Source organism: Mycobacterium zoologicum (assembly GCF_020181635.2).
Classification (GTDB): Bacteria; Actinomycetota; Actinomycetes; order Mycobacteriales; family Mycobacteriaceae; genus Mycobacterium; species Mycobacterium zoologicum.
In genome coordinates this window covers 52,290-78,375 of sequence record NZ_JAYJJS010000015.1, presented here as the reverse complement: position 1 = coordinate 78,375, position 26,086 = coordinate 52,290, and the positions used below count along the sequence as shown (strand labels likewise).

Below are 26,086 nucleotides of genomic sequence, written 5' to 3'. Positions count from 1 at the left end.
CTTTGTCCAGGTACAGTCGGGCAATGCGGGCCGGTGGCGTGACGCGACGAAGCGACGAGGTGGGGCGGCGCAGATGAATTCGGTCCTGTCCCGCGCCCCGGGTCGGCGTGGTGGTCGCAGGCCGGGCTGGACGTTGTTGACCGCGTTGCTGATACTCGCGATCGCGGCGAGTTCGGCACTGGTGTTCACCAGTCGGGTGGAGCTGCTCAAGCTCGCGGTCATCGTGGCACTGTGGGCGGCGGTCGCCTCCGCGTTCGTGTCGGTGATCTATCGACGGCAAAGCGATGTGGACCAGGCCCGGGCGCGTGATCTCAAGCTGGTCTACGACCTGCAGCTCGACCGTGAGATCTCGGCGCGCCGGGAGTATGAGCTGACGGTGGAGTCGCAACTGCGCCGCGAACTGGCGTCGGAGTTGCGGGCCCAGGCCGCCGACGAGGTTGCGGCGTTGCGGACCGAATTGTCGGCGTTGCGGACGAATCTGGAGATCCTCTTCGACGCCGACCTGAGTCACCGGCCGGCGCTGGAGACCGAGTCTTCTGGGCGCACGACCATTCGCGCCTACAGCGACTGGGCGCGCACCGGCTCCGAGGCGGTCACCGGTGCCCGACCGGCGCCGGCCACCGCGTCGTTCTACCCCGAGGACGCGGTCACCAAGACGTCCGAGCACCCGATCATCGACGTTCCGGAAGTGCGGATACCGACCGGGGCGATCCCGATGCCCTCAACACCCCAGCCCCACCAGCCGCCCCAGCAGCCACCGACACCGCGAGGGGCGCATCACCGGGCTGCGGACGAGCCTCAGATGCCCTCCCAGAAACCGCCGCATCCTCAACAGCCGCAACCCAACGCAGGCCGCTGGGCACAACCGGCGCAACCGTTCGTCGCCCCGGAGCAGCACCGCGAGCCCGAACCGCCGCCGCCACCGCCGCAGCAGCCGCCACCGCCGCAGCCGTGGGCCGCACCGGCAGCGCCGGTGCCCACACCGACTGCCGCGCCAGCGCCCAAGTCGGAGCCGTCCTGGAAACCCGTTGGCGCGGAAGGGGAGTGGCTTCCACCTGGCACGCCGGGCAGCAATTGGTCCTCGGCCACACCGGTGGAGTCCAGTCGGCACGGGGACTCCGGTCGGCACGGCGCCAAAGAACCGGACGCCGAGACCCCGTCGCGGCACGGTCGTCACTCGGGTCCGTCTGCAGCGGAAGGGACGGGCGGTCGCCGTCGGGCCGAATCCCGGCACTCGGCCGAGTCGGTCGAGTCGCCCGGCAGCCACGCCGCACCCGAGCCCACACCGGCGCCCGTAGCGGAGCCGGCCCCCGAACCCGTTCCCGCGCCCCGACTCGCCAGCCCCCCGCCCGCGTCGGCGCGGCATTCCACCGGTGCCGAGGCGGTCACCGATGGCGAGCCCAGCACCGGCGGTCAGTCGGTCGCCGAGTTGCTGGCCCGGCTGCAGACCGTACCCGGCGAGGGCCGCCGGCGGCGCCGCCGCGAGGACTGACTCGCCTACCTGCGATCAACGTCACTCGCCGGACCCGGGTTGATCGGGATAGACTCTCCGGCGACCGTCCGGTACCCGCAACGCGGGACTGGAACGAAACCAAGAGAACCTGTGAGGTCGTCTGCATGGCGCAGTTCGACGGGTTGCGGCCCGCCCGGCTCAAGGTGGGCGTCGTCTCAGCCGGCCGCGTCGGCACCGCGCTTGGCGTCGCGTTGGAGCGCGCCGAGCATGTGGTGGTGGCGTGCAGTGCCATCTCCGAGGAATCGCGGGAGCGCGCTCGTCGGCGGCTGCCCGACACCGTCGTGCGACCGGCCCCCGACGTCGCCGGCGACTCCGAACTGTTGCTGCTGGCCGTGCCGGACACCGAACTGGCCGGCATCGTCTGCGGCCTGGCGGCCACCGGTGCGGTACGCGCCGGAACCATCGTCGTGCACACCTCCGGTGCCGCGGGTATCGGCGTGCTGGCGCCGCTGACCGAGCAGGGCTGCCTCCCGCTGGCCATCCACCCGGCGATGACGTTCACCGGCTCCGACGAAGACATCGCCCGGCTGTCGGAGAGCTGCTTCGGCATCACCGCCGCCGACGAGATCGGCTACACCATCGCCGAAGCGCTGACCTGCGAGATCGGCGGCGAGCCGTTCCGCGTCGACGAATCCGCCCGCACCCGCTACCACGCGGCGCTCTGCCACGGCGGAAACCACGTGGTCACCGTGATCGACGACGCGCTGACGGCGTTGCGGGCGGCGCTGCCGACCAGCCTGGGAATCGAGGACCCGGACGGCATCGCCGAGCGGGTGCTGGGGCCGCTGGTGGCTGCCGCGCTGGCCAATACCCTGCGCGATGGGCACGCTGCGCTCACCGGCCCGGTGGCCCGCGGAGATTCGGCCACCCTGGCCCGGCACCTGCAAGCGCTGGCCGGCGTCGACCCGGATCTGGCCGAGGCTTACCGCAGCAATGCGCTGCGCACCGCACACCGCGCCGGTGCCGCCGACGACGTATTGACGGTGCTGGCCCGGTGAAGCCCGATGCGCCTAAGTTCACCCCCGGTGGGCTCAACGTCTACGCAAGGCCCGAGGAGATCACCCGGGTCTCTCGCGCGCTGCGATCCACCGGCCGCCGGGTGATGCTGGTGCCCACCATGGGCGCCCTGCACGACGGGCACCTGTCGCTGATCCGCGCCGCCCGCAAGGTGCCCGGCGCGGTGGTGGTGGTGTCGATCTTCGTCAATCCCCTGCAGTTCGGTGCCGGCGAGGACCTCGACGCCTACCCGCGCACCCTCGACGACGACCTGGCGTTGCTGCGCGACGCCGGTGTCGATGTTGCTTTCACGCCGACTGCCGCGGCGATGTACGGGTGCGGTCAGCGGACCATGGTGCACCCCGGACCGCTCGGCTCTGATCTCGAAGGTGCTGCGCGCCCAACGCATTTCGCGGGAATGCTCACCGTGGTGTGCAAACTGCTCTCGATCGTGCATCCCGACCGGGTGTTCTTCGGCGAGAAGGACTACCAGCAGCTGGTGCTGGTGCGCCAGATGGTCGACGACCTCAACCTGAACGTGACCGTGGTGGGCGTTCCCACCGTGCGCGAATCCGACGGGCTGGCGATGTCATCGCGCAACCGCTACCTCGATGACGCGCAACGCGAGGCCGCGACCGTGCTGTCGGCGGCGCTGGCCGCCGGTGAGCACGCCGCACCGGCCGGGGCCGCCGCGGTGATCGAGGCCGCCACCGCGGTACTGGACGCGTCCCCCGCGGTTGAGGTCGACTACCTGCAGGTGCGAGGCCCCGGCCTGGAGCCGGCGCCCGCCGACGGGCCCGGCCGCCTGCTGGTCGCCGCCCGCGTCGGCGCGACCCGGCTGCTCGACAACGCGGCCATCACACTCGGAGTTCCCGACGAATCAACCCGGAGGAATTGATGTTTCGGACGATGCTCAAGTCGAAGATCCACCGTGCCACGGTCACTCAGGCCGACCTGCACTACGTCGGCTCGGTGACCATCGACGCCGACCTGATGGAAGCCGCCGACCTGATCGAGGGCGAGCAGGTGACCATCGTCGACATCGACAACGGCAACCGGCTGGTCACCTACGCCATCACCGGGGACCGGGGCACCGGGATCATCGGGATCAACGGTGCCGCAGCACATCTGGTGCACCCCGGTGACCTGGTGATCCTGATCGCCTACGGCAGCATGGACGATGCCGAGGCGCGCCGCTACCAGCCCCGCATCGTGTTCGTCGACGCCGACAATAAGCAGGTCGACCTAGGCACCGACCCGGCGTTCGTGCCCGACACCGCTGCTGAGCTGCTGTCACCGCGAAGCGTGCGGTAGCCGTGCTGCTGGCGATCGACGTCCGCAACACCCACACCGTAATCGGCCTGCTGGCCGGGTCCGGTGACAATGCGAACGTCGTGCAGCAGTGGCGGATTCGTACCGAGGCGGAGATCACCGCCGACGAACTGGCGCTCACCCTGGACGGCCTGATCGGCGACGACGAGGAGCAGCTGACCGGTGCCGCCGCGTTGTCGACGGTGCCCTCGGTGCTGCACGAGGTGCGGCTGATGCTCGACCAGTACTGGCCGTCGGTGCCCGCGGTGCTGATCGAACCCGGCGTTCGCACCGGTGTGCCGTTGCTGGTGGACAACCCCAAAGAAGTGGGTGCCGACCGGATCGTCAACGGCCTGGCGGCTTTTCAGAAGTACAAGACGGCGGCCATCGTCATCGACTTCGGCTCGGCGATCTGCGTCGACGCCGTCTCGGCCAAAGGCGAGTTCCTCGGCGGGGCCATCGCGCCCGGCATCCAGATCTCCTCGGACGCCGCAGCGGCCCGCTCCGCCGGGCTGCGCCGGGTCGAACTCACCCGGCCGCGCTCGGTGATCGGCAAGAACACCGTCGAGTGCATGCAGTCCGGTGCGGTGTTCGGCTTCGCCGGCCTGGTCGACGGCCTGGTGCGGCGCGTGCGTGACGAGGTGCCCGGCTTCGCCGACAACGGGACGGTGGTGGCCACCGGGCACGCCGCGCCGCTGCTGCTGCCCGACCTGGAAACGGTGGACCGCCACGACCCCAACCTCACCCTGGACGGGTTGCGGTTGGTGTTCGAGCGCAATCGGGACGGGCAGCGGGGCAGGCTGCGCCCGGCGCGCTGAGCCGTCGCAGGGTATTCATCTAAAGGGTGTCGAACAACTGGGTGCGGTCGAGCCTGGGTAGGATCGCCGCTGGCGAGCAGAGAGGGCACATGACCGCTGATCCTGCCGCCGGCCTCTGACACCCAGCGCCTGGTCGGCGTTGTTTGTCGGTGGCCTATGTGAGGCTGCTGTAGATGGCCCGGCACACGACTTTCAAGTTCTGCCTCGACCCCACTGTTGAGCAGGGAGCCGTGCTGTCCCGGCATGCCGGGGCCGCCCGCTTCGCGTTCAACCAGTGCCTACGCCTGGTCAAGACGGGACTCACCGACCGGAAGACCGACCCGGACACCGCGGTGCCGTGGACCGGTTTCGATCTGATCAACGCCTTCAACGGGTGGAAGAAGACCGAGGCCGCCGGGCGGGTCTTCACCGTTGATACCGACGGTGTGGCCGAGACGGTTGTGACCGGCTTGGCGTGGCGCACCGAGGTGTGTCAGCAGGTATTCGAGGAAGCCGCCGTCGACCTCGGCAGGGGCTTGAAAGCCTGGTCGGACTCCCGATCCGGGAAACGTAAAGGCAGGAGCGTCGGCTTCCCGCGGTTCAAGAAGAAGACCACGTCGGTGCCGTCGTTTCGGCTGCGCAACAAGCACTCCAAGGTCGGGTCGCCGGCGATCCGCATCGGCGGCGGTGACCGGCCGCGGTCGATCATCCTGCCCGGCATCGGCCGCATCGCCGTACACGATGACACCCGCCGGCTGCGCCGCATGCTCGCCACCGACCGGGCCAAGATCCTATTCACCACCGTCACCGAGCGTGCAGGCCGTTGGCGGGTATCGCTGAACATCGAAGCCGCTGACCTACACCCCGCCCTTCGGCACCGGCCCCGGCCCGCTGATGGTGGTGGTTGGGTCGGAGTGGATCGAGGCCTGGCCGCATTTGTTGTCGCCGCCACGGCCGGCGGCGTAGAGGTCGCCCGGATCGCGGATGCCCCCAAAGCCCTCGCCGCCGGTATCGCTCGACAGCGCCGCCTGGCGAAATCGTTGTCCCGCAAGCAGAAAGGATCACGCAACCGCCGCGATGCCGCCGCCCGCCTGGCCCGGCATCATCACCGCGTCGCCACTGTGCGTCGGCATTTCGCGCACCAGGTCTCCAACCAGCTGGTCAAGACTCACGACCGGCTCGTCATTGAGAACCTGCATGTGGCCGGGATGCTGCGCAACCATCGGCTCGCCCGCGCCATCTCGGATGCAGGCTGGGCCGAGTTCGCCCGCCAACTGCACTACAAACAGGGCTGGCGCGGCGGGCAGGTCATCGAAGCTGACCGCTGGTATCCCTCCAGCCAGCTCTGCTCGACCTGCGCCGACCGCCGCACTGATCTGAGCCTGGCCGAGCGGGTATTCACCTGCCCACGAGGTCACCGCTTGGATCGTGACCTCAACGCTGCGGTCAACCTAGCCCGCTGGGGCCAAACCCATCACGACTCACACCGAACCCCGGACCCCCAAGCAGGAGGCCGGGCCACCAACGCCCGCCGACAGGACGGCTCTGACCAGCACCCAACGAGTGCCGGTGAAACCAGCCTGGAAGACGCGGGAACCAACGTTCACACCGCGCCAGCGGCCTGAGAACCAAGGAACGCCCGAGAAGGGCGGTGCCGAACACCCAGAGTTGTTCGACACGCTTTAAGCTGGCACGTCGTGAGCTCTGCCGATACACCCCAACCGCAGGACGATTCCGACCTCCCCGAGCAGTTCCGGATCCGCCGCGACAAGCGGATGCGTCTGCTCGCCGAGGGCCGTGACCCCTACCCGGTGGAGGTGCAGCGCACCCACACCCTCGCTGAGATCCGGGCCAACTACCCGGAGCTGGCCGCCGACACCTCCACCGGCGACATCGTGGGCGTGGCCGGGCGGGTGGTGTTCGCCCGCAACTCGGGCAAACTCTGTTTCGCCACCCTGCAGGAGGGCGACGGGACTCAACTGCAGGTGATGATCAGCCTGGCCAGTGTGGGCGAGGACGTGCTGGAGGCGTGGAAGTCCGACGTCGACCTCGGCGACATCGTCTTCGTGCGCGGCGAGGTGATCAGCTCACGCCGCGGCGAACTGTCGGTGCTCGCCGACTCCTGGCAGATGGCGTCGAAGTCGCTGCGGCCGTTGCCGGTCGCGCACAAGGACATGAGCGAGGAATCCCGGGTCCGGCAGCGCTACGTAGACCTGATCGTCCGCCCGGAGGCGCGCACCGTGGCGCGTCAACGGATCTTTGTGATTAGAGCCATTCGCTCCGCATTGGAGCGGCGTGGATTCCTCGAAGTCGAAACGCCGATGTTGCAGACTTTGGCCGGCGGTGCGGCGGCCCGGCCGTTCGTCACCCATTCGAACGCCCTAGACACGGACCTTTACCTGCGAATCGCCCCCGAGCTGTTCTTGAAGCGGTGTGTGGTCGGTGGTTTCGATCGCGTCTTCGAGCTCAATCGGGTGTTCCGAAACGAGGGTGTCGATTCGACCCATTCGCCGGAGTTCTCGATGTTGGAGACCTACCAGGCCTATGGCACCTATGATGACTCGGCCGTGGCGACTCGCGAAATTATTCAAGAAGTCGCCGACGAGGTGATCGGGACAAGGCAACTGCCCCTGCCCGACGGCAGTATCTACGACATTGGCGGTGAATGGGCGACGGTCGAAATGTATCCGTCGCTGTCGGCCGCGCTCGGTGAGCAGATCACGCCGGCGACTTCGGTGGCCGACCTGTGGGCGGTGGCCGACCGCCTGGGCGTGGAGATTCCCACAGATCGCGGCTACGGCCACGGCAAGCTGGTCGAGGAGCTGTGGGAACACACCGTCGGCAATCACCTCAGCGCCCCGACATTCGTTCGGGACTTCCCGGTGGAGACCACGCCGCTGACGCGTCAGCACCGCAGTATCGAAGGGGTCACCGAGAAATGGGACCTTTATATGCGCGGTGTCGAACTGGCCACTGGTTACTCCGAGCTCGTCGACCCGGTGGTGCAACGTGAGCGCTTTGCCGCCCAGGCCCGCGCGGCGGCGGCCGGCGACGACGAGGCAATGGCACTTGACGAGGACTTTCTGGCCGCTATGGAACACGCCATGCCGCCGTGTACCGGAACCGGAATGGGCATTGATCGGTTGCTGATGGTGCTCACCGGGCTGTCAATTCGAGATACGGTATTGTTCCCGATTGTTCGTCGACAGGGCAACTGAACGCTGCCTCGGCACGCGGTGTTGAAGCCGCCGTATTTTTATGGCACATTAGTCGTCAGGGTCGATTACGACTGGTGTTCAGTTACCGCACAGGAAAGCTAACCGAGGGGTACCAATGGCGAAAAAAGTGACCGTCACCTTGATCGATGATTTCGATGGTGAGGGTGCCGCCGACGAAACAGTCGAATTCGGACTGGACGGTGTTTCCTACGAGATTGATCTTTCCAGCAAGAATGCCGGAAAGCTGCGCGCCGATTTGAAGAAGTGGGCCGAGGCGGGCCGTCGGGTCGGCGGTCGGCGCCGGGGCCGCGCCAGCGGTGGCCGCCGCGGAACCATTGACCGTGAACAAAGCGCCGCCATTCGGGACTGGGCGCGCCGCAACGGTCACAACGTCTCCACCCGCGGCCGTATCCCGGCCGACATCATCGACGCGTTTCACGCCGCTACCTAGAGAGGCGGCCCGGCCGGGTTTTCGCTTCTGGCGAACCCGCTGATCGTCCGGAATCACACTCCGGGGTCTCACCGTTGGTCTCTTGCATCCGGTGCCAGGTCTTTCGGGGCCCGGCGCCGGTGCGGGTCTGTGCAGAAAGCACTGCAAGCCAGCTCACAGCGCGCTGCGCCGCCCACTAGAGTGGACGGCAGGTACGCGGGGCCGAGCCGAGGCCCAGCGAGTGCCGATCGTGAGGGAGAGCAGGTAGCCGCCGATGTTCGAGAGATTTACTGACCGTGCCCGCAGGGTTGTCGTCCTGGCCCAGGAAGAGGCCCGGATGCTCAACCACAACTACATCGGGACCGAACACATCCTGTTGGGCCTGATCCACGAGGGTGAGGGCGTCGCCGCCAAGTCCCTGGAATCGCTGGGTATCTCCCTGGAAGGGGTGCGCAGCCAGGTCGAGGAGATCATCGGCCAGGGCCAGCAGGCGCCGTCCGGGCACATCCCGTTCACGCCGCGCGCCAAGAAGGTTCTGGAGCTGAGCCTGCGCGAGGCACTGCAGCTCGGCCACAACTACATCGGCACCGAGCACATCCTGCTCGGCCTGATCCGTGAGGGTGAGGGTGTCGCCGCCCAGGTGCTGGTCAAGCTGGGCGCGGACCTGACCCGGGTACGTCAGCAGGTCATCCAGCTGCTCAGCGGCTACCAGGGCAAGGAGACCGCCGAGGCCGGCACCGGTGGCCGGGGTGGCGAGTCCGGCTCGCCGTCGACGTCGCTGGTGCTCGACCAGTTCGGCCGCAACCTCACCGCGGCCGCTGCCGAGGGCAAGCTCGACCCGGTGATCGGCCGGGAGAAGGAAATCGAGCGGGTCATGCAGGTGCTGAGCCGGCGCACCAAGAACAACCCGGTGCTCATCGGTGAGCCCGGCGTCGGCAAGACGGCCGTCGTCGAGGGCCTGGCGCAGGCCATCGTGGCCGGTGAGGTTCCCGAGACGCTCAAGGACAAGCAGCTCTACACCCTGGACCTGGGTTCGCTGGTGGCCGGCAGCCGTTACCGCGGTGACTTCGAGGAGCGGCTGAAGAAGGTCCTCAAGGAAATCAACACCCGCGGCGACATCATCTTGTTCATCGACGAGCTGCACACGCTGGTCGGTGCCGGGGCGGCCGAGGGCGCTATCGACGCGGCCTCGATCCTCAAACCGAAGCTGGCTCGCGGTGAGCTGCAGACGATCGGCGCCACCACCCTCGACGAGTACCGCAAGTACATCGAGAAGGACGCCGCCCTGGAGCGTCGGTTCCAGCCGGTGCAGGTCGGTGAACCCACCGTCGAGCACACCATCGAGATCCTCAAGGGCCTGCGGGATCGTTACGAGGCACACCACCGGGTGTCGATCTCGGACTCGGCGCTGGTGGCCGCGGCCACGCTGGCCGACCGCTACATCAACGACCGGTTCCTGCCGGACAAGGCGATCGACCTGATCGATGAGGCCGGCGCGCGGATGCGGATCCGCCGGATGACCGCGCCGCCGGACCTGCGCGAGTTCGACGAGAAGATCGCCGACGCCCGCCGGGAGAAGGAGTCCGCGATCGACGCGCAGGACTTCGAGAAGGCCGCGAGCCTCCGCGACCGGGAGAAGCAGCTGGTGGCGCAGCGGGCTGAGCGCGAAAAGCAGTGGCGCGCAGGTGATCTCGATGTGGTTGCCGAGGTCGATGATGAGCAGATCGCCGAGGTGCTGGGCAACTGGACCGGCATCCCGGTGTTCAAGTTGACCGAGGCCGAGACCACCCGGTTGCTGCGGATGGAAGACGAACTGCACAAGCGGATCATCGGCCAGAAGGACGCCGTCGCCGCGGTTTCCAAGGCCATCCGGCGCACCCGCGCCGGCCTGAAGGACCCGAAGCGGCCGTCCGGTTCGTTCATCTTCGCCGGCCCGTCCGGAGTCGGTAAGACCGAGCTGTCCAAGGCACTGGCCGAGTTCCTGTTCGGTGACGACGACGCGCTCATCCAGATCGACATGGGTGAGTTCCACGACCGGTTCACCGCGTCGCGGCTGTTCGGCGCTCCTCCGGGATACGTCGGCTACGAGGAAGGCGGTCAGCTAACCGAGAAGGTGCGGCGCAAGCCGTTCTCGGTGGTGCTGTTCGACGAGATCGAGAAGGCGCACCAGGAGATCTACAACACGCTGCTGCAGGTGCTTGAGGACGGTCGGCTCACCGATGGTCAGGGCCGCACCGTCGACTTCAAGAACACCGTGTTGATCTTCACGTCCAACCTGGGCACCTCCGACATCTCCAAGGCCGTGGGGCTCGGGTTCACCCAGGGCGGCGGAGAGAACGACTACGAGCGGATGAAGCAGAAGGTCAACGACGAGCTCAAGAAGCACTTCCGGCCGGAGTTCCTCAACCGCATCGACGACATCATCGTCTTCCACCAGTTGAGTCAGGACGAGATCATCTCGATGGTCGACCTGATGATCGGCCGGGTGGCAAAGCAGCTGCGGGCCAAGGACATGGACATCGCGCTGACCGACAAGGCGAAGGCGCTGTTGGCCAAGCGCGGCTTCGACCCGGTGCTCGGTGCCCGTCCGCTGCGTCGCACCATCCAGCGCGAGATCGAGGACCAGCTCTCCGAGAAGATCCTCTTCGAGGAGATCGGGCCCGGTCAGCTGGTCACCGTCGACGTGGACAACTGGGACGGGGAGGGCGCGACCGAAGACGCGGTCTTCACCTTCGCCGGCAGCCCGAAGCCGACGGCGGAGTCCGCCGATCTGGCCAAGGCCGGCGCCGAGTAGCTGCTCGCCGGGTCAGCGCTGCGCGGGCAGCAGGCGGAACGCCTGCTGCGCGATCTGCAGCATCCAGCTGCCGACGCTCTTGCCGTGGTCGCGCGGCCAGTTCAGCTGGAAGCTGACCACCCACGGCTGCCCGGCCCGGTCCAGCGCGTACCAGCTGAACGTCAGGTCACCGGGCAGGCCGCCGGCCTTGGACCCGATATAGGGCCAGTCGCTGCGAGGTAGGTCGATACCGCGGACCGCGGACATGATCTCGCGGACCGGTGCGGCCTTGCCCACCGCGCCTGCCTGCAGCGCGACGTGTACCCGGCAGATGTCCTCGGCGCTGCCGTACCACTCCGCCCCGTAGGCCGAGGCCGGGTCGTGCGCGCGGAACGGATCGGGCTCATACGGCCGGGACTCGGCCTGCCGCAGCAACTTTGCCCGCTCCTGCGACGAACCGTGCTGCCACTGCTCACGCAGGTCCGGCTTGCCCCAACCCACCGAGAACAGTTCGTACATGGTGGGAAACGGCGTCATGCTGGCCGGGTCGTGATGACCGGCGGCGATCAGCGCCTGCTCCACGGCGCGGGTGCCGACTTTGCCGATCAGCAGATCGGTGGCCATGTTGTCGCTGGTGGCGATCATCTTCTCGGCTGCTCGGCGAACCGACACGTGCGCGCCGTCGGGCAGTTCCTCCAGGCCGGATGAGCCGACGGCCTTGGCCCGGCCGGTGATGGTCAGCGGGTCGTCCCAGGACACGTTTCCGGCCTTGACCTCATTGGCGACCGCCAACAGCACATACAGCTTGAAAATCGATGCCAGCGGCAGTGATTGGCCGGTGTTGGTGCCGGCGACCCGCTCGCAATGCCCACCCTCGATGCGCGACGCCTGGTACGAGTAGCGCGCGCCGGTGCGCTTCAGCACGGCGTCGACGTCACGCCAGGACCGGATCGGCGGTGCCTCGGTGCTCGGCTTGAACAGGTTCACCATGCCGTTGTCGTCGGTGCGCAGCCGAATGTCCTGCCGGGCACCGTAGGAGGTGGTCAGGTGCAAGGTGGCCGCGCCGGCCCGGATGTCGACGTCGTCGAGCTGGAACGGGCGGTCCCACCACAGCGATTCCATGGTCGTGACCACCTGGTCGACCTTGTCCGGTGCGGCCAGGGTCGCCACCCCGACCGGGCCGATCGGCCAGTCGGAGTTGAGCATGTCCATGGTCTGCTTGGCCCGCAGACCGGGTGGGGTGGTGGTGGAGATCGTCACCCCGCCCGGGTCCGCCGGTGAGGCAGGGGAGGGGGCGCAGCCGGCTGCAAGCACAACTGCGGTCGTCCAGGCCGCCAGGTGGCGCCGCACGGCCTAGGTCCGGGTGGCGGTTCCCGCGGTGCCGCCTACGTCCAATGCGACCTCGAACTCCAGGTTGGCGGCGCCTTTGGACAGCGGAGCCCCGTATCCGGCGTGCGCGGCCTCCGAGCGGTCACGCACCCACGCTTCGTAGGCCGCGTCGGACTCCCACTGGGTGACCACGAAGTAGCGGTTGTCGCCGCGGACCGGCCGCAGCAGCTGAAAGCCCTGGAAGCCGGGGGTGTCGGCCACGGTGTCGGCCCGCTCGGCGAACCGCTTCTCCACCTCGGGACCGGCCCCTTCGGGCACCTCAATGACGTTGATCTTCACCACTGACATGCGGCTAGGTTACCGTGCCCCGGGTGGAGACCGCGTCGAGCGAGCTGTTGACCTATCGCGGTGGACACGGCGCGCCGCTGGTGCTGGTGCACGGGTTGATGGGCCGCGGCAGCACCTGGCCGCGGCAATGGGAATGGCTGTCCCGGCTGGGGGCGGTCTACACCTACGACGCGCCGTGGCACCGCGGCCGTGACGTCGCAGACTCGCACCCGATCTGCACCGAACGCTTCGTCGGTGACCTGGCCGCCGCGGTGGAGCCGCTGGGCGAACCGGTGCGGCTGGTCGGGCATTCGATGGGTGGCCTGCACTCCTGGTGCCTGGCAGCGCAGCGCCCCGAGCTCGTCACGGCGGTGGTGGTGGAGGACATGGCCCCGGACTTCCGCGGGATGACCACCGGCGCATGGGAGCCGTGGGCGCACGCCCTGCCGGTGGAGTTCACCCGCGCCGACGACGTCATCGCCGAATTCGGGGAGGTGGCCGGCCGGTACTTCCTGGAGGCCTTCGATCGGACCGCCACGGGCTGGCGGCTGCACGGTCGGCCCGCTCAGTGGGTGCAGATCGCCGCGGAGTGGGGTACCCGGGACTATTGGGCCCAGTGGCGCGCGGTGCGGGCGCCGGCGTTGCTGATCGAGGCGGGCAACTCGGTGACCCCGCCCGGGCAGATGCTCCAGATGCACCGCATCGGCTTCAACAGCACCTACCTGCACGTCCCGAACGCTGGGCACCTGGTGCACGACGACGCCCCGCAGGTCTACCGCGAAGCCGTCGAGTCGTTCCTGTCCTGACCGGGCAGCGCGAAGCGTCCGCCGGCGTCTTGTTCGACCAGCCCGTCGCTCAACAGCGATGCCAGCGCGCGCTCACGCTGGACCGCATCCGCCGGCCAAGCCACGTCGAGTTGGGCCTTCGTGACGGGAAAATCGTTGTCTCGCAGGATGTCCAACAGGCGACCGCGCACCTGTCGGTCGGTGCCGGCGTAACGCTGGGCGGGACGCTTCGGCGCTGATCCGGCCGGGTAGTCGGCGTCGCGCCACGCACATGATCGCAGCGGGCACTTGGCACAGTTCGGTGCTCTGGCCGTGCACACCACGGCACCGAGCTCCATCAGCGCCGCGGAGAACCGGGCGGCCCGGTCGGCTTTCGGGATCACGGCCAGGAGGGCGTCGACGTCGGCGTGATCGCGCTTCGTCGACGGCGCGGCCGGCTCGGCGTGCCCGTGCACCGCGCGAGCCACCACCCGCCGAACGTTGATGTCCACCACCGGAACCCGTTTGCGGTAGGCGAAGGCGGCTATCGCCCGGGCGGTGTAGCTGCCGACCCCGGGCAGCTGCTGCAGGGCCTCGACATCGTCGGGGACCACATCGTCGAAGTCCCGGGCGATCACGGCCGCGCATTCGTGCAGCCGCTTGGCCCGGCGCGGGTAGCCCAGTTTTCCCCAGGCTCGCAGCACATCTGCCGGGGTAGCGGCCGCCGTCGCCGACGGTGTCGGCCAGCGCGCGACCCAGTCCGGCCAGATCGGTAACACCCGCGACACCGGGGTCTGCTGCAGCATGAACTCGCTGACCAGGATCTGCCACGGTGTGACACCGGGCGCCCGCCACGGCAGGTCGCGCCCGCACGAGTCGAACCAGTGCAGCAGGTCGCCCGGATCGATGCTCATCGTGCGGCCGGACCCGCCGCCAGGCACAATATCGGGCATGCCCAATACGAACCCGGTATCAGCGTGGAAAGCACTCAAGGAGGGTAACGAGCGCTTCGTCGCGGGCGAGCCCGCCCATCCAAGTCAGAGCATCGAACGCCGCGCCAGTCTGGCTGCGGGCCAGAAGCCGACGGCGGTGGTGTTCGGTTGCGGCGATAGCAGAGTGGCTGCCGAGATCATCTTCGATCAGGGACTGGGCGACATGTTCGTGGTCCGCACCGCCGGCCATGTCATCGATGCGGCCGTGCTGGGATCGATCGAGTTCGGGGTGGCGGTGCTCGACGTGCCGCTGATCGTCGTGCTCGGCCACGACAGCTGCGGGGCGGTCAAAGCCGCGCTGGCCGCTCTCGACGACGGTTCCGTACCAGGCGGCTACCTGCGTGATATCACCGAACGGGTGTCTTCGTCGATCCTGGTGGGCCGGCGAGAAGGCCTGAGCAGCATCGACGAGTTCGAAGCTTGCCACGTCAACGAGACGGTGCGGCAACTGGCGAGCCGGTCCACCGTCATCGCCGACCAGATCGAGGCCGGCAGGCTGGCGATCGTCGGTGCCACCTATCACCTGTCCGACGGGCGGGTGCAGGCTCGCGAGCATCTCGGCGACATCGGGGAATAAGGCGGTTCCAGCTTCGCCTCTCCTTCGTCGAGCCTCGCTGAACCGCCGGAATAGTCTCCGAAGGTCACAACGCGGCAACGACACGCCGAGACACGTCGGACAACTCTCGGTGAGCTCGTCCTACCGTGAGAATGTGATCGATTTGGAACCGCAGGGTCCGCTGCCTTCGCAGATCTACTGGCGACGCCGTGGCTTGGCGTTGGGTGTTGCGGCCGCCGTGATTGCAATGGTGTCGCTCATCGTCTTCGCTGTCGTACGAGGCAGCGCCGGCGCCGACAGTGTCGCCGCCGACAAGAACTCCAACGCCCAGCACGCCAAGCCACCAGGTCCCGCGCCAGAAGGCGTCAAGACGCCGGTGGTGGCGCCCGCCGAGGAGGTGCCGCCGCCGTCGGCGACGCCGACCGCCGCGGTGATTCCGCCCCCGGTGCTCAAGGAGGGCGACGACTGCCCCGATTCCACGCTGGCCGTCAAGGGCATCACCGGCCCGCAGTACGCGGTGGGTGAGCAGCCTCAGTTCACCATGGTGGTCACCAACATCGGCCTGGTCGCCTGCAAGCGGGACGTGGGTGCGGCGGTCCTGGCCGCCTACGTCTACTCGCTGGACAACCAGCGGCTGTGGTCGAACCTGGACTGCGCGCCGTCGAACGAGACCCTGGTCAAGACCTTCGATCCGGGGGAGCAGGTGACCACCACGGTGACCTGGACCGGGATGGGTTCGGCCCCGCAGTGCCCGCTGCCGCGGCAGCCGATCGGGCCGGGCACCTACAACCTCGTCGTCCAATTGGGCAATCTGCGTTCGGCGACCGTGCCGTTCATGCTGACCGAGCCTTCGCCGGATGCACCTCCTCCGCCGCCGGCCGACGTCCCGGCGCCCGACGCGCCGCCGCCGGGCAACTAGGAGCCACGCACCAGCCGCGGCGGTGTCGGCCGGCTGCGATTGTCGGCGATGGCCTTCAGGTGTTGCAGCGCGGCAACGATATTGGGCGCCTCCACTGTGCGCAGACCGCCGACGATCCCCGGGGCGCCCGGAGGTGTCAGCGCGATGGTGAACCCGAGCCGGGCAGCCTCGGACAGCCGCCGGTCGATCCCGGCGACCGGGCGCAGGTCGCCGGCCAGGCCCACCTCGCCGAGAACCACGGTGGTCGGCGGCAGCGGGAGGTCGGCGTAGGCCGAGGCCAGCGCTATGGCGACGGCCAGATCCGTTGAGGGATCGGTCAATCGCATTCCGCCCACGGTCGACAGGTAGATGTCGCCTGCGGAGATGGGAATGCCGGCATGCTTGTCCAGCACCGCGGTGATCATTGCGGCCCGGGCGTGGTCGATACCGCTGACCGCCCGGCGCGGCGACCCGCTCGCCGGGGTGGCCAGCAGCGCCTGCACCTCGCCGATCATCGGGCGCTTGCCGTCGAGTGCGACGGTGATCGAGGTGCCCGGCACCGGCATGCTGCGCTGCTCGAGGAACAGCCCGGACGGATCGGCGATCCCCTCGATACCGCCGTCGCGCAACAGGAAACAACCCACCTCGTCGGTGGCGCCGTAGCGGTTCTTCACCGCACGCACCATCCGCAGCACCGAATGACGCTCGCCGTCGAAATGCAGCACGACATCCACGAGGTGTTCCAAGGACCGCGGGCCGGCGATCGCGCCGTCCTTGGTGACGTGACCGACCAGGATCAGCGCCACATCGGCGGCCTTGGCGGCCGCGGTCAGCGCGGCTGTCACGGCCCGCACCTGGGTGACCCCGCCGGCCACCCCGTCGGTGTCGGCGGCGGCGATGGTCTGCACCGAGTCCACCACCACCAGCGTGGGCCGCACCGCCTCGATATGGCCGAGCACGGTCTGCAGGTCCGACTCGGCGGCCAGGTAGATCTCGTCATGGCTGCAACCGGTGCGCTCGGCGCGCAATCGGATCTGCCCGCCGGACTCCTCACCGGAGATGTAGAGCGCCCGCCGGCCCGCCAGCGCCCAGCGATGCGCGACCTCCAGCAGCAGCGTGGATTTGCCGACGCCGGGGTCTCCGGCCAGCAGCGTGACCGAGCCGGGGACGATCCCGCCGCCCAGTACGCGGTCCAATTCGTCGACCCCGGTCGGTCCGGGGCGGGCGCGGCCGACGGTGATGGAGCTGATCGGAACCGCGGGCCGCGCCGGCGCTGACGCACGCACCCCGCCTGGTGATACCGGCGCCTCAGCGACGGGATCTATCCCGCCCCAGCCGCCGCACTCCGGGCAGCGGCCGACCCATTTCGCGGTGGTGTTTCCGCACTCCGAACAGCGGTACAGCGCACGAGCCTTGGCCATGCGCGAAACGGTATCCGGTGGGGCCGACAGCTAAGGCTTACGACGCGTCGGTCAGTACCGCGTCGGCACGCCCGCCGCGATCGGCACGTCCACCCGGATCTGGCCGGCGTTTTTGAAGTCGAAGGTGAACTCGTAGGTCATGCCGTTGCGGATGGGCTCGTCCAGCGTCACGGTGGCGGCCCCATTGCCCGAATCGGTTACTTCCGGCAGTGCCTTGGAGAGCGGTGCGGTCGGCAGGTCCGGGCCGGCCGGGGCGGTGACGATCAGGGTGCCGCTGGGCGGCACGGACTTGTTGCCGGTCACCGAGACCTTGCCGACCGCGGTGGTGATCCCGGTCAGCTCGTCCGCGCGCTCCGGTGACTGGTTGGTGGCCACGAAGACCAGGTCGACAGTGGTGCCACGCTCCAGCTCGTCGCTGTTCTGCACTGCCTGGATGTGCACGTCGCGCAACGCGAGGTCACCGGCGGTGGCCTCGGAGCCGTTGACCGCGGACGCCTGGTCGGCGGTCTGCGAGATCTGCCCGGTGCCGCATCCGGCGAGCGCCACGGCCGCGATCAGGCCGACGGCAGCCTTGTTGAAGGTCCTGTTGAACCGGTTCACGTGAGGTCTCCTGCTCGGCGGTCGGGACAGCTGGCACGGCTAGTGACTATGCACTGTAGTAGCAACTTCGTCGGGGCGGTAGCTCAGGGCCCGCGGCCGCCCGCGGCCGTCTCAGAACCGTCGACGCGGCCGCTCGACCCGGTCCCGGGATGCACGCTTCTGCCGTGCTGTCAACCCCCCTTCGGGGCCGTGACTGCCCCTGACCTGCACCGTTGTTAGTCCGGTGTTTGGGCGACGTGTTAGTATGGGAGTAGCGAAAGGGGCTCACATCAGATGATCTTTAAGGTCGGAGACACCGTCGTATACCCACACCACGGTGCAGCGTTGATCGAGGCTATCGAAACCCGGACCATCAAAGGCGAGCAAAAGGACTATCTGGTTCTCAAGGTGGCGCAGGGTGACCTCACTGTTCGAGTTCCCGCTGAGAATGCCGAATACGTAGGCGTGCGTGACGTTGTGGGCCAGGAAGGCCTCGACAAGGTCTTCCAGGTGTTGCGCGCCCCCCACACCGAGGAGCCGACCAACTGGTCGCGCCGCTACAAGGCAAACCTGGAGAAGCTGGCCTCCGGTGACGTGCACAAGGTCGCCGAGGTCGTTCGTGACCTGTGGCGCCGCGACCAGGAGCGCGGCCTGTCGGCAGGCGAGAAGCGGATGCTGGCCAAGGCGCGTCAGATCCTGGTCGGCGAACTCGCGCTGGCCGAGAACACCGATGACGCCAAGGCGGAGACCATCCTCGACGAGGTTCTGGCCGCTGCGTCGTGACCGCGTCGTCCTGAGCAGTCGGGATAAAATCCGTGGCCAAGACGGTAGCCGTGGTTCCGGCGGCCGGATCGGGCGTGCGGCTCGGGGCGGGCCTACCGAAAGCATTCTTTCTGCTCGGCGGGATGACCCTGGTCGAGCGCGCCGTCGCCGGCCTGCGTGACTCCGGCGTCGTCGACGAGGTCGTGGTCGCGGTGCCACCGGACCGCACCGATGAGGCCAAGCTGATCCTCGCCGAGACGGCCACCATCGTCGCAGGTGGGGCCGACCGCGTCGAATCGGTCCGGTTGGCCCTGCAAAGCGCCGGAGACCCTGAATTTGTTCTGGTCCACGATGCCGCACGGCCGTTGACTCCGCCGGACTTGGTGGTTCGCGTGGTCGAGGCGCTGCGCGGCGGTCACCGTGCCGTGGTGCCCGCCTTGCCGGTGTCCGACACCATCAAGGCGGTCGACGCCAACGGGGTGGTGCTGGGCACGCCGGAGCGGGCCGGCCTGCGGGCGGTACAGACCCCGCAGGGGTTCGCCACCGAACTGCTACTGCGGGCCTACCAGCAGGCCGGATCGGGCACCGGGTTCACCGACGACGCGTCGCTGGTCGAGCACGTCGGAGGCCAGGTCCAGGTCGTCGAGGGCGACCCGCTGGCCTTCAAGATCACCACCGCGCTGGATGCGGTGCTCGCCGAGGCGATGCTGAACCGGTGACGCCGCTGCCACGGGTCGGTCTGGGCACCGACGTACATCCGATCGAGTCTGGGCGGCCCTGTTGGCTGTTGGGGCTGTTGTTCGACGACGCCGACGGCTGCGCGGGGCATTCCGACGGCGACGTGGCGGTGCATGCGTTGTGCGACGCGCTGTTGTCGGCGGCCGGGCTGGGGGACCTGGGCACCGTGTTCGGTGTCGATGATCCACGCTGGGCGCAGGTCAGCGGTGCCGTGATGCTCTCCCATGTGCGCGGCCTGCTGACCGAGAGCGGTTTCACAATCGGCAATGCCGCGGTACAGGTCATCGGAGACCGGCCCAAGGTGGGGCCGCGCCGAGTTGAGGCTCAGCGACTGCTGTCAGAACTGCTGGGGGCACCCGTCTCGGTGTCTGCGACGACCACCGACGGACTCGGATTGACCGGCCGGGGTGAAGGGCTGGCAGCCGTTGCTACCGCATTGGTGGTGCCCAGCTAATTAGCGGGACGGCGTTCTAGCAGGCGCCGAAGATGACGCCGACGATGCCGCACGCGACCTCGGTTCCGACGTTCACACCGGCGTCGGCAGCGCCGGCGGTGACGGCGTCGGCTGTGTCGGCGCCGAGGTTCAAGCCGAGGTCGCTCGTGTCGCCGAGGAGGTTCGTGCTGAGGTCGCTGGCGTCGCCGAAGAGGTTTGTGCCGGCGTCGCCGGCACCGCTGAAGAGGTCAGTGGCCGCGGCCGAACCGGTCTGCGCTGCGCCTTCGGCGGCGGTGGTGGCGGTTTCGGTGCCGACGTTGGCGCCACTGGAAGCCAGGCCGCTCACCAGCGGCATACCCAGCATCGGGGCGTACATCGCCAGCATCGGGGCCATCATCGCCATCTGCATACCGATCTGGGGACCCATCGCAGCCATGCTGGCGGTGCTGGCGCTGGCGCCGGCGGTAGATGCGGTCTGACCCATCTGGCCCATCTGGTCGGCCTGCTGGCGCTGCTGCTCTTCTTGCTGCTCCTGCTGGACCTGCGCCATCTGCTCGGCGGGGGTGGCCTCGGCAGGGGCGGCCTCGGTCTGGCCCGGCTGCTGCTGGTTCGGCTCATCGGCATATGCCATGCCGGACGACGCGATTGCGGCCGCAGCCAGAAGTGCTCCGGATACTGCCACCAGACGATTGCTCACTGCCGCAATATATGCCACCGGTGACCGCCTGTCCACCGATACGGCAACTGGTGCCCATGCCTGGTAATTGCCTGATAGAAGCTGGTGTTGGCGCCGTGGTGCCGCCGTGTGGACAGCCACCCGCGAACCGCCCGGTAAGCTGGCCCGTCGTGACCGATCGCCCCAGCCTGCGGCTGCACGACACGGCAACCGGCGCCGTTCGTGACTTCGTTCCGCTGCGGCCCGGCCATGCGTCCATCTATCTCTGCGGTGCGACCGTGCAGGCGGCACCGCACATCGGCCACGTTCGCAGCGGAGTCGCCTTCGATGTGCTGCGTCGCTGGCTGAGCGCCCGTGGCTACGACGTCGCCTTTGTGCGCAACGTGACCGACATCGACGACAAGATCCTGACCAAGGCCGCCGCGGCCGGCCGGCCCTGGTGGGAGTGGGCCGCCACCTACGAACGGGAGTTCACCGCCGCCTATGAGGCACTGGGTGTGTTGCCGCCGTCGGTCGAGCCCCGCGCCACCGGGCACATCACCCAGATGGTCGAACTCATCCAGCGGCTGATCGAGGCGGGCCACGCCTATACCGGCGGCGGCGACGTCTATTTCGACGTGCTCAGCTACCCCGAATACGGTCAGCTCTCCGGTCACAAGATCGACGACGTGCACCAGGGCGAGGGCGCGGCCACCGGCAAGCGCGATCCCCGTGACTTCACCTTGTGGAAGGGCGCCAAACCCGGCGAGCCCAGCTGGCCGACGCCGTGGGGGCCGGGCCGCCCGGGCTGGCATCTGGAGTGCTCGGCGATGGCCGGCGCCTATCTCGGCCCCGCCTTCGACATCCACTGCGGCGGGATGGACCTGGTCTTCCCGCATCACGAGAACGAGATCGCCCAGAGCCGCGCCGCCGGCGACGGATTCGCCAACTACTGGCTGCACAACGGGTGGGTCACCCTGGGCGGCGAGAAGATGAGCAAGTCGCTGGGCAACGTGCTGTCGATGTCGGCGGTGCTGCAGCGGGTCCGGCCCGCCGAACTGCGCTACTACCTGGGCAGTGCCCATTACCGGTCGATGCTGGAGTTCTCCGAGAACGCCCTGCGCGACGCCGTCAACGCCTACGTCGGCATCGAGGAGTTCCTGCACCGGGTCCGCAGCCGGGTGGGTGCGGTGGTCCCCACCACCTGGACCGAGCGTTTCGCGGCCGCCCTCGACGACGATCTGGCGGTGCCCATTGCACTGGCCGAGGTGCACCGGACGCGCGCCGAGGGCAACCGGGCGCTGGATTCCGGCGACCACGACGGCGCGCTGGCCGCTGCCGGAGCCATCCGGGCCATGATGGGCGTGCTGGGCTGCGATCCGCTCGATGAGCGCTGGGAGTCGCGCGACGAGACGTCGGCGGCGCTGGCGGCGGTCGATGTGTTGGTGCGCGCGGAACTCGAGCGCCGGGCGGCCGCCCGCGCCGAACAGGACTGGGCGCTGGCCGACGAGATCCGGGGCCGGCTCAAGGATGCCGGTATCGACGTCACCGACACCGGGGACGGTCCGCAGTGGTCGCTGTTGGTGGAGGGAACCGCATAGATGGCCGGCAACTCCAAACGCAAAGGCGCAGTGCGCAAACCCGGAACCAAGAAGGGCCCGACCGTCGGCTCCGGCGGTCAGCGGCGCCGCGGGCTCGAGGGCCGCGGTGCCACTCCGCCCGCGCACAAGCGTGAGTATCACCCGGCGGCCAAGGCGGCCAAGCGGGTGGCCAAGCAGCGGTCCTACCGGACCACCAAGCGCACCGACGAGAGTGAAACCGTCCTGGGCCGCAATCCGGTATTGGAATGCCTGCGCGCCGGCATCCCCGCCACTGCGCTGTACGTGGCGCTCGGCGCCGAGGCCGACGAACGTCTGACCGAATCCGTAACCCGCGCAGCCGATTCGGGCCTGCCGATCCTGGAAGTGCCGCGGTCGGATCTGGACAAGATGACCACCAACGGCCTGCACCAGGGCATCGCGCTGCAGGTTCCGCCGTACAACTATGCCCACCCCGACGACCTGCTGGCCGCTGCGCGGCAGGACGTTTCGCCGCCCTTGCTGGTCGCGTTGGACAACATCTCCGATCCGCGCAACCTGGGCGCCATCGTGCGTTCGGTGGCGGCCTTCGGCGGCCACGGCGTGCTCATCCCGCAGCGCCGCTCGGCGTCGGTCACCGCGGTGGCCTGGCGCACCAGTGCCGGTGCGGCAGCACGCCTTCCGGTCGCGCGTGCGTCCAATCTCAACCAGACCCTCAAGGCGTGGGCCGATCGCGGCCTGCAGGTGGTCGGCCTGGATGCCGGCGGTGACACCGTCGTCGACGAGCTGGACGGCACCGGTCCGATGGTGTTGGTGGTCGGTTCCGAGGGTAAGGGCCTGTCCCGGCTGGTCCGGCAGAACTGCGACGCCATCGTGTCGATTCCTATGGCCGGGCCCACCGAGTCGCTCAACGCGTCGGTGGCCGCCGGCGTGGTGCTCGCCGAGATCGCCCGCCAGCGAAGGTGATTCGCGGTGTCGCTGTTGCCCTGGTGCTGGCGGCTGCGATGGCCAGCGCTGTGACACCGGCTGAGGCCTCAGGCGCGGCCTTCGATCTGCAGTCGCATCGCGGCGGCCGCGGGGAAACCACCGAGAGTTCGCTGCGTGCCTTCGCCAAGTCTCTTGAACTAGGTGTCAGCACACTGGAATTGGACATAGTGCTGACCCGCGACGTTCAGCCGCTGGTGTGGCATGACTCGGTGATCGAGCCGGAGAAGTGCACCGACACCGGCCCGGTGTTCGCCGGTGACCCGCAGTACCCCTACGTCGGCAAGCGTGTCGCAGAGCTGACCCTGGCCCAGGTACGCACGCTGGACTGCGGAAAGCTGTTGCCGGCGTTCCCGGATGCGGAAGTGGTTCGGGGCAACGTGATCGCGACACTGCCCGAGGTCTTCGCGCTCGCCGGTCACACGGGGGTCCGCTACAACATCGAGACCAAGGTCGACGCCGACAATCAGCGCCAGATCGTCGAGGTGATCCTGGCCGCGGTGCGCGCCGCCGGAAAGCTCGATTCCGTCGAGATCCAGAGCTTCGACTGGACGACCCTGCCTCTGGTACGCGCCGCCGAACCGGCGATTCCCCTTGTCGCACTGTGGGAAGAGGGTGCCGACCCGATCGTCGGCGCCGTGGGGGCCGGCGCTGACATCGTGTCCCCGGAGTATTCGGTGGTGGACCGAGCATTCGTGGACCGCGCGCACGCCGCGGGGCTGCGGGTGATCCCGTGGACGGTCAACGACGCCGACGCCATCCGGCAGCAGATCGCCGCCGGCGTTGACGGCCTGATCACCGACTATCCGTCGCGGGCACGCCAGGTTCTGGCCGAGTTGGGCATGCCGCTGCCGCCGGCCTACCCCGAAGGCTAGACGCCCAGCAGTCGCGCACCGCCCCACAGTGCGAGCACCGCCACCAGCAGCGTCGCCGGAACCGTACACAAACCCAGCCGGGTGTATTCGCCAACGCCGGCCGGAACGTCATAGCGGCGTAAGACCCTGCGCCACAGCAGATTCGACAGCGATCCGACGTAGGTCAGATTGGGGCCGATGTTGACACCGATCAGCACCGCCAACACCGCGACCGGGCCACTGGGTACCACCAGCGGCACCAGCACCAGCGTCGCCGGCAGGTTGTTGACCACGTTGGCCAGCACGGCGGCGACTGCGGCGACGCCCAGCAGCGCCGCCAGGCCGGATCCCGACGGCAGCACCGCGCCCATCCGATCGCCCAGCCCGTTGTCGACGACGGCGCGGACCACCACACCCAGGGCCAGGACGAACACGAGGAACCCGAGGTTGGCCGATCGCAGGATCCCGGCCGGGGTCGCGCGCCGCTGCGCCAGCGCGCGGACTGCCAGGACTGCCGCACCGGCAAACGCCGCCCAGGCCGGGGTGATGCCGATCGTCTCGGCGACCACGAAACCGATCAGCGTCAGGCCCAGCATCACCAGCACGAACACCGGAACCGCCGGCGGCGGGCCGGCCTGGTGGTGCGCAGGTGTCGCACGCAGATCGGCGTGGAAGAACCACCGGAAGATCAGGTACACGACCGCGGTGGCGGCCAGCCACGGGGCCGCCATCAGCGCGGTGAACTTCACGAAGGACAGTCCGGCCTGCTGGAAAGCCAGCAGGTTGGTCAGGTTGGACACCGGAAGCAGCAGCGAAGCGGTGTTGGCCAGGTGCGCGGTCGCATACGCGTGCGGGCGGATCGGCGCCCGGCGACGACGGGCCATCATCAGCACCACCGGGGTCAGCAACAGCACCGTCGCGTCCAAACTCAGCACCGCGGTCAAGGCGGCGGCGATCACGAAGACGCGGCGCAGCAGATGTTGTGGCGGGCCGACGTCGCCGCGGGCCATCGCCGCACCGGCCGCCTCGAACAGGCCCTCATCGTCGCAGAGTTGTGCCAGCACCAGCACCGCACCCAGGAAAGCCACCACCTGCAGCAGCCCGGCGGCTTCGGCGGCCGCGTCGTGCATGGAGATGGCTCCGGTGGCAACCACGATCCCGGCGGCCGGCACCGCGGCGAAGACCTCCGGCCAGCCCCGCGGCCGGGCCACCGCGAACCCCAGTACCAGGGCGAGCAGCAGCAGGGCAAGCGCCAGGTTCAGGCCCACGGATCCTCGCGGCGCCACACCGTGGGCAGGTGCAGTCCGACTCCGTCGGCCTCGGCCAGCTCGCCGAGAACCCGCATTGTGACGTTCAGGTCGTCGCCGGCATAAGGCAAGGCGCGCAACGGTTTCGACAGGGGTTGAAAGAAGTCGTCCCAGTGCGTCAGCACGACGGTGGAAGCCCCGACCGCGCGGACGGTCTCAGCCCAGTAGTCGACCAGATATTGCCGGGGCTGGATGCCGAGCTGGCCGATGCCCAGATAGACCACTTCGGCGCTGCGGCCGGCCAACGCCCCCGGGATGAACCCCGCGCTGCCCATGATCAGCAGGCTGCGGCCCGAGGGGCGGTGGTCCACCAGCGCCGACCATGCCTCACCGCACTTGTAGGCCGACGCCCGCACCGGCGGCACGACGACGGTCGTGATGACGCCGGGGAAACGATCCGGCGGACAGTGCCGCGATTCGATCAGGGTGACGTCATAGCCGCCGAGCGTGATGGGCGCTCCTGGAGTGACGATGATCAGGCTGTCGTCCGAGAGCCCCTGCCCCCGACCGACATTGGCCGTCGACTCGCCGCCCACCAGTGCCGCGCCGGTGCGTTCGGCCACCACCGCGGAGTCCAGCGCGTGATCGATGTGTGAGTGCAGGGGGATCACCGCCGCCAGCTCACGCACGCCTGCCCGGGCCAGGCAGCCGTCTATGCGTGCGGCCGACGGCGCCACCTTGCGCAGTGCCACCCGAGCCAGACTGGGGCGGGAGAAGTAGCCGTCGGTCATCAGCGCCGATGACCCGTCGTCGATCAGCATGCTGGTCACGCCGAGCCACGTCACCGACAACGGCGCGCCCGGTTCCGCGGGTGCGACGTCGAACCGGTCGGCGTACCGGCCGATGTCGGGTCGACCGAGCTTGAGGCGCAT

The 26,086-nt window shown here is 68.7% G+C and carries 26 protein-coding genes; 18 read left to right on the top strand and 8 right to left on the bottom strand.

Annotation, left to right across the window (positions count from 1 at the left end; all coding sequences use genetic code 11):
• Window positions 1–73: 73 nt before the first annotated feature.
• The 9 genes from K6T84_RS13750 (at window position 74) to clpC1 (ending at window position 11,059) form a co-directional block, all read left to right on the top strand.
• A complete protein-coding gene (locus K6T84_RS13750; protein ID WP_225400818.1) occupies window positions 74–1,492 on the top strand; it encodes a DUF6779 domain-containing protein in 1,419 nt (472 codons plus the stop codon).
• Window positions 1,493–1,617: 125 nt separating this feature from the next.
• Window positions 1,618–2,511: a Rossmann-like and DUF2520 domain-containing protein gene (locus K6T84_RS13745; RefSeq protein ID WP_224863159.1), complete on the top strand. Its 894-nt coding sequence runs from the start codon at window positions 1,618–1,620 to the stop codon at window positions 2,509–2,511.
• Complete coding sequence (gene panC, locus K6T84_RS13740) at window positions 2,508–3,407, top strand: pantoate--beta-alanine ligase (RefSeq protein ID WP_224863157.1); 900 nt, start codon at window positions 2,508–2,510, stop codon at window positions 3,405–3,407. Before K6T84_RS13745 ends, panC begins: the two co-directional genes overlap by 4 nt.
• Window positions 3,407–3,823: an aspartate 1-decarboxylase gene (gene panD, locus K6T84_RS13735; RefSeq protein ID WP_225397425.1), complete on the top strand. Its 417-nt coding sequence runs from the start codon at window positions 3,407–3,409 to the stop codon at window positions 3,821–3,823. The genes panC and panD overlap by 1 nt, the downstream gene beginning before the upstream one ends.
• A 2-nt stretch (window positions 3,824–3,825) precedes the next feature.
• Window positions 3,826–4,638, top strand: a complete 813-nt coding sequence (locus K6T84_RS13730) for a type III pantothenate kinase (RefSeq protein ID WP_225400817.1) — start codon at window positions 3,826–3,828, stop codon at window positions 4,636–4,638.
• Window positions 4,639–4,811: 173 nt separating this feature from the next.
• Window positions 4,812–6,242: an RNA-guided endonuclease InsQ/TnpB family protein gene (locus K6T84_RS13725; protein ID WP_224863152.1), complete on the top strand. Its 1,431-nt coding sequence runs from the start codon at window positions 4,812–4,814 to the stop codon at window positions 6,240–6,242.
• A 72-nt stretch (window positions 6,243–6,314) separates the two neighbouring features.
• Window positions 6,315–7,835, top strand: a complete 1,521-nt coding sequence (lysS, locus tag K6T84_RS13720; RefSeq protein WP_224863150.1) for a lysine--tRNA ligase — start codon at window positions 6,315–6,317, stop codon at window positions 7,833–7,835.
• Window positions 7,836–7,950: 115 nt separating this feature from the next.
• Entirely contained in the window at window positions 7,951–8,286 is a 336-nt protein-coding gene (gene lsr2 / locus K6T84_RS13715) for a histone-like nucleoid-structuring protein Lsr2 (protein ID WP_224863148.1), read from the top strand.
• Window positions 8,287–8,539: 253 nt separating this feature from the next.
• Window positions 8,540–11,059, top strand: a complete 2,520-nt coding sequence (clpC1, locus tag K6T84_RS13710; protein WP_224863146.1) for an ATP-dependent protease ATP-binding subunit ClpC — start codon at window positions 8,540–8,542, stop codon at window positions 11,057–11,059.
• 12 nt (window positions 11,060–11,071) lie between these two features.
• Here the strand turns inward: clpC1 and K6T84_RS13705 are convergent, their stop codons facing one another.
• The gene (locus K6T84_RS13705) at window positions 11,072–12,388 is read right to left on the bottom strand and encodes a serine hydrolase (protein ID WP_225400816.1); all 1,317 of its coding nucleotides are present in this window, start codon (window positions 12,386–12,388) and stop codon (window positions 11,072–11,074) included.
• 3 nt (window positions 12,389–12,391) lie between these two features.
• A complete protein-coding gene (locus K6T84_RS13700; protein ID WP_224863135.1) occupies window positions 12,392–12,715 on the bottom strand; it encodes an antibiotic biosynthesis monooxygenase family protein in 324 nt (107 codons plus the stop codon).
• 23 nt (window positions 12,716–12,738) lie between these two features.
• Here K6T84_RS13700 and K6T84_RS13695 point away from each other — a divergent pair, with 23 nt between their 5' ends.
• On the top strand, window positions 12,739–13,500 hold the full coding sequence (locus tag K6T84_RS13695) for an alpha/beta fold hydrolase (protein WP_408066110.1): 762 nt from the start codon (window positions 12,739–12,741) through the stop codon (window positions 13,498–13,500).
• On the opposite strand, the gene K6T84_RS13690 is transcribed toward K6T84_RS13695, so the two are convergent.
• Window positions 13,467–14,411, bottom strand: a complete 945-nt coding sequence (locus K6T84_RS13690; protein WP_408066109.1) for an HhH-GPD family protein — start codon at window positions 14,409–14,411, stop codon at window positions 13,467–13,469. The genes K6T84_RS13695 and K6T84_RS13690 overlap by 34 nt on opposite strands.
• Between K6T84_RS13690 and K6T84_RS13685 the strand changes: the two genes are divergently transcribed.
• Entirely contained in the window at window positions 14,410–15,027 is a 618-nt protein-coding gene (locus K6T84_RS13685) for a carbonic anhydrase (protein WP_224863130.1), read from the top strand. The genes K6T84_RS13690 and K6T84_RS13685 overlap by 2 nt on opposite strands.
• Window positions 15,028–15,160: 133 nt before the next feature.
• Window positions 15,161–15,925: a hypothetical protein gene (locus tag K6T84_RS13680; RefSeq protein ID WP_224863128.1), complete on the top strand. Its 765-nt coding sequence runs from the start codon at window positions 15,161–15,163 to the stop codon at window positions 15,923–15,925.
• On the opposite strand, the gene radA is transcribed toward K6T84_RS13680, so the two are convergent.
• The gene (gene radA / locus K6T84_RS13675; protein ID WP_224863126.1) at window positions 15,922–17,325 is read right to left on the bottom strand and encodes a DNA repair protein RadA; all 1,404 of its coding nucleotides are present in this window, start codon (window positions 17,323–17,325) and stop codon (window positions 15,922–15,924) included. The two genes, K6T84_RS13680 and radA, sit on opposite strands and share 4 nt — an antisense overlap.
• 51 nt (window positions 17,326–17,376) lie before the next feature.
• Window positions 17,377–17,925 (bottom strand): copper chaperone PCu(A)C domain-containing protein, encoded by a 549-nt coding sequence (locus K6T84_RS13670; protein ID WP_224863124.1) that lies wholly within the window; start codon window positions 17,923–17,925, stop codon window positions 17,377–17,379.
• Between the two features lie 273 nt (window positions 17,926–18,198).
• On the opposite strand from K6T84_RS13670, the gene carD reads away from it, so the two are divergent.
• From carD to ispF, 3 genes are read left to right on the top strand one after another with little or no spacing between them, the layout of a single operon-like run.
• Entirely contained in the window at window positions 18,199–18,687 is a 489-nt protein-coding gene (gene carD, locus K6T84_RS13665; protein ID WP_013830798.1) for an RNA polymerase-binding transcription factor CarD, read from the top strand.
• Between the two features lie 32 nt (window positions 18,688–18,719).
• A complete protein-coding gene (gene ispD, locus K6T84_RS13660; protein ID WP_224863122.1) occupies window positions 18,720–19,385 on the top strand; it encodes a 2-C-methyl-D-erythritol 4-phosphate cytidylyltransferase in 666 nt (221 codons plus the stop codon).
• Window positions 19,382–19,858 (top strand): 2-C-methyl-D-erythritol 2,4-cyclodiphosphate synthase, encoded by a 477-nt coding sequence (gene ispF, locus K6T84_RS13655; protein WP_225400812.1) that lies wholly within the window; start codon window positions 19,382–19,384, stop codon window positions 19,856–19,858. Before ispD ends, ispF begins: the two co-directional genes overlap by 4 nt.
• Before the next feature lie 16 nt (window positions 19,859–19,874).
• On the opposite strand, the gene K6T84_RS13650 is transcribed toward ispF, so the two are convergent.
• Window positions 19,875–20,534, bottom strand: coding sequence for a hypothetical protein (locus tag K6T84_RS13650; protein ID WP_224863118.1), 660 nt, complete (start codon window positions 20,532–20,534; stop codon window positions 19,875–19,877).
• Between the two features lie 149 nt (window positions 20,535–20,683).
• Between K6T84_RS13650 and cysS the strand changes: the two genes are divergently transcribed.
• The 3 genes from cysS to K6T84_RS13635 are packed head-to-tail and all read left to right on the top strand — an operon-like array spanning window position 20,684 to window position 23,928.
• Window positions 20,684–22,093, top strand: a complete 1,410-nt coding sequence (gene cysS, locus K6T84_RS13645; protein ID WP_224863116.1) for a cysteine--tRNA ligase — start codon at window positions 20,684–20,686, stop codon at window positions 22,091–22,093.
• A complete protein-coding gene (gene rlmB / locus K6T84_RS13640) occupies window positions 22,094–23,035 on the top strand; it encodes a 23S rRNA (guanosine(2251)-2'-O)-methyltransferase RlmB (RefSeq protein WP_224863114.1) in 942 nt (313 codons plus the stop codon).
• 38 nt (window positions 23,036–23,073) lie between these two features.
• Window positions 23,074–23,928, top strand: a complete 855-nt coding sequence (locus tag K6T84_RS13635) for a glycerophosphodiester phosphodiesterase family protein (protein ID WP_225402071.1) — start codon at window positions 23,074–23,076, stop codon at window positions 23,926–23,928.
• Here the strand turns inward: K6T84_RS13635 and K6T84_RS13630 are convergent.
• The gene (locus K6T84_RS13630) at window positions 23,925–25,169 is read right to left on the bottom strand and encodes an SLC13 family permease (RefSeq protein WP_225402070.1); all 1,245 of its coding nucleotides are present in this window, start codon (window positions 25,167–25,169) and stop codon (window positions 23,925–23,927) included. The genes K6T84_RS13635 and K6T84_RS13630 overlap by 4 nt on opposite strands.
• Window positions 25,166–26,086, bottom strand: coding sequence for an MBL fold metallo-hydrolase (locus tag K6T84_RS13625; RefSeq protein WP_224863110.1), 921 nt, complete (start codon window positions 26,084–26,086; stop codon window positions 25,166–25,168). The genes K6T84_RS13630 and K6T84_RS13625 overlap by 4 nt, the downstream gene beginning before the upstream one ends.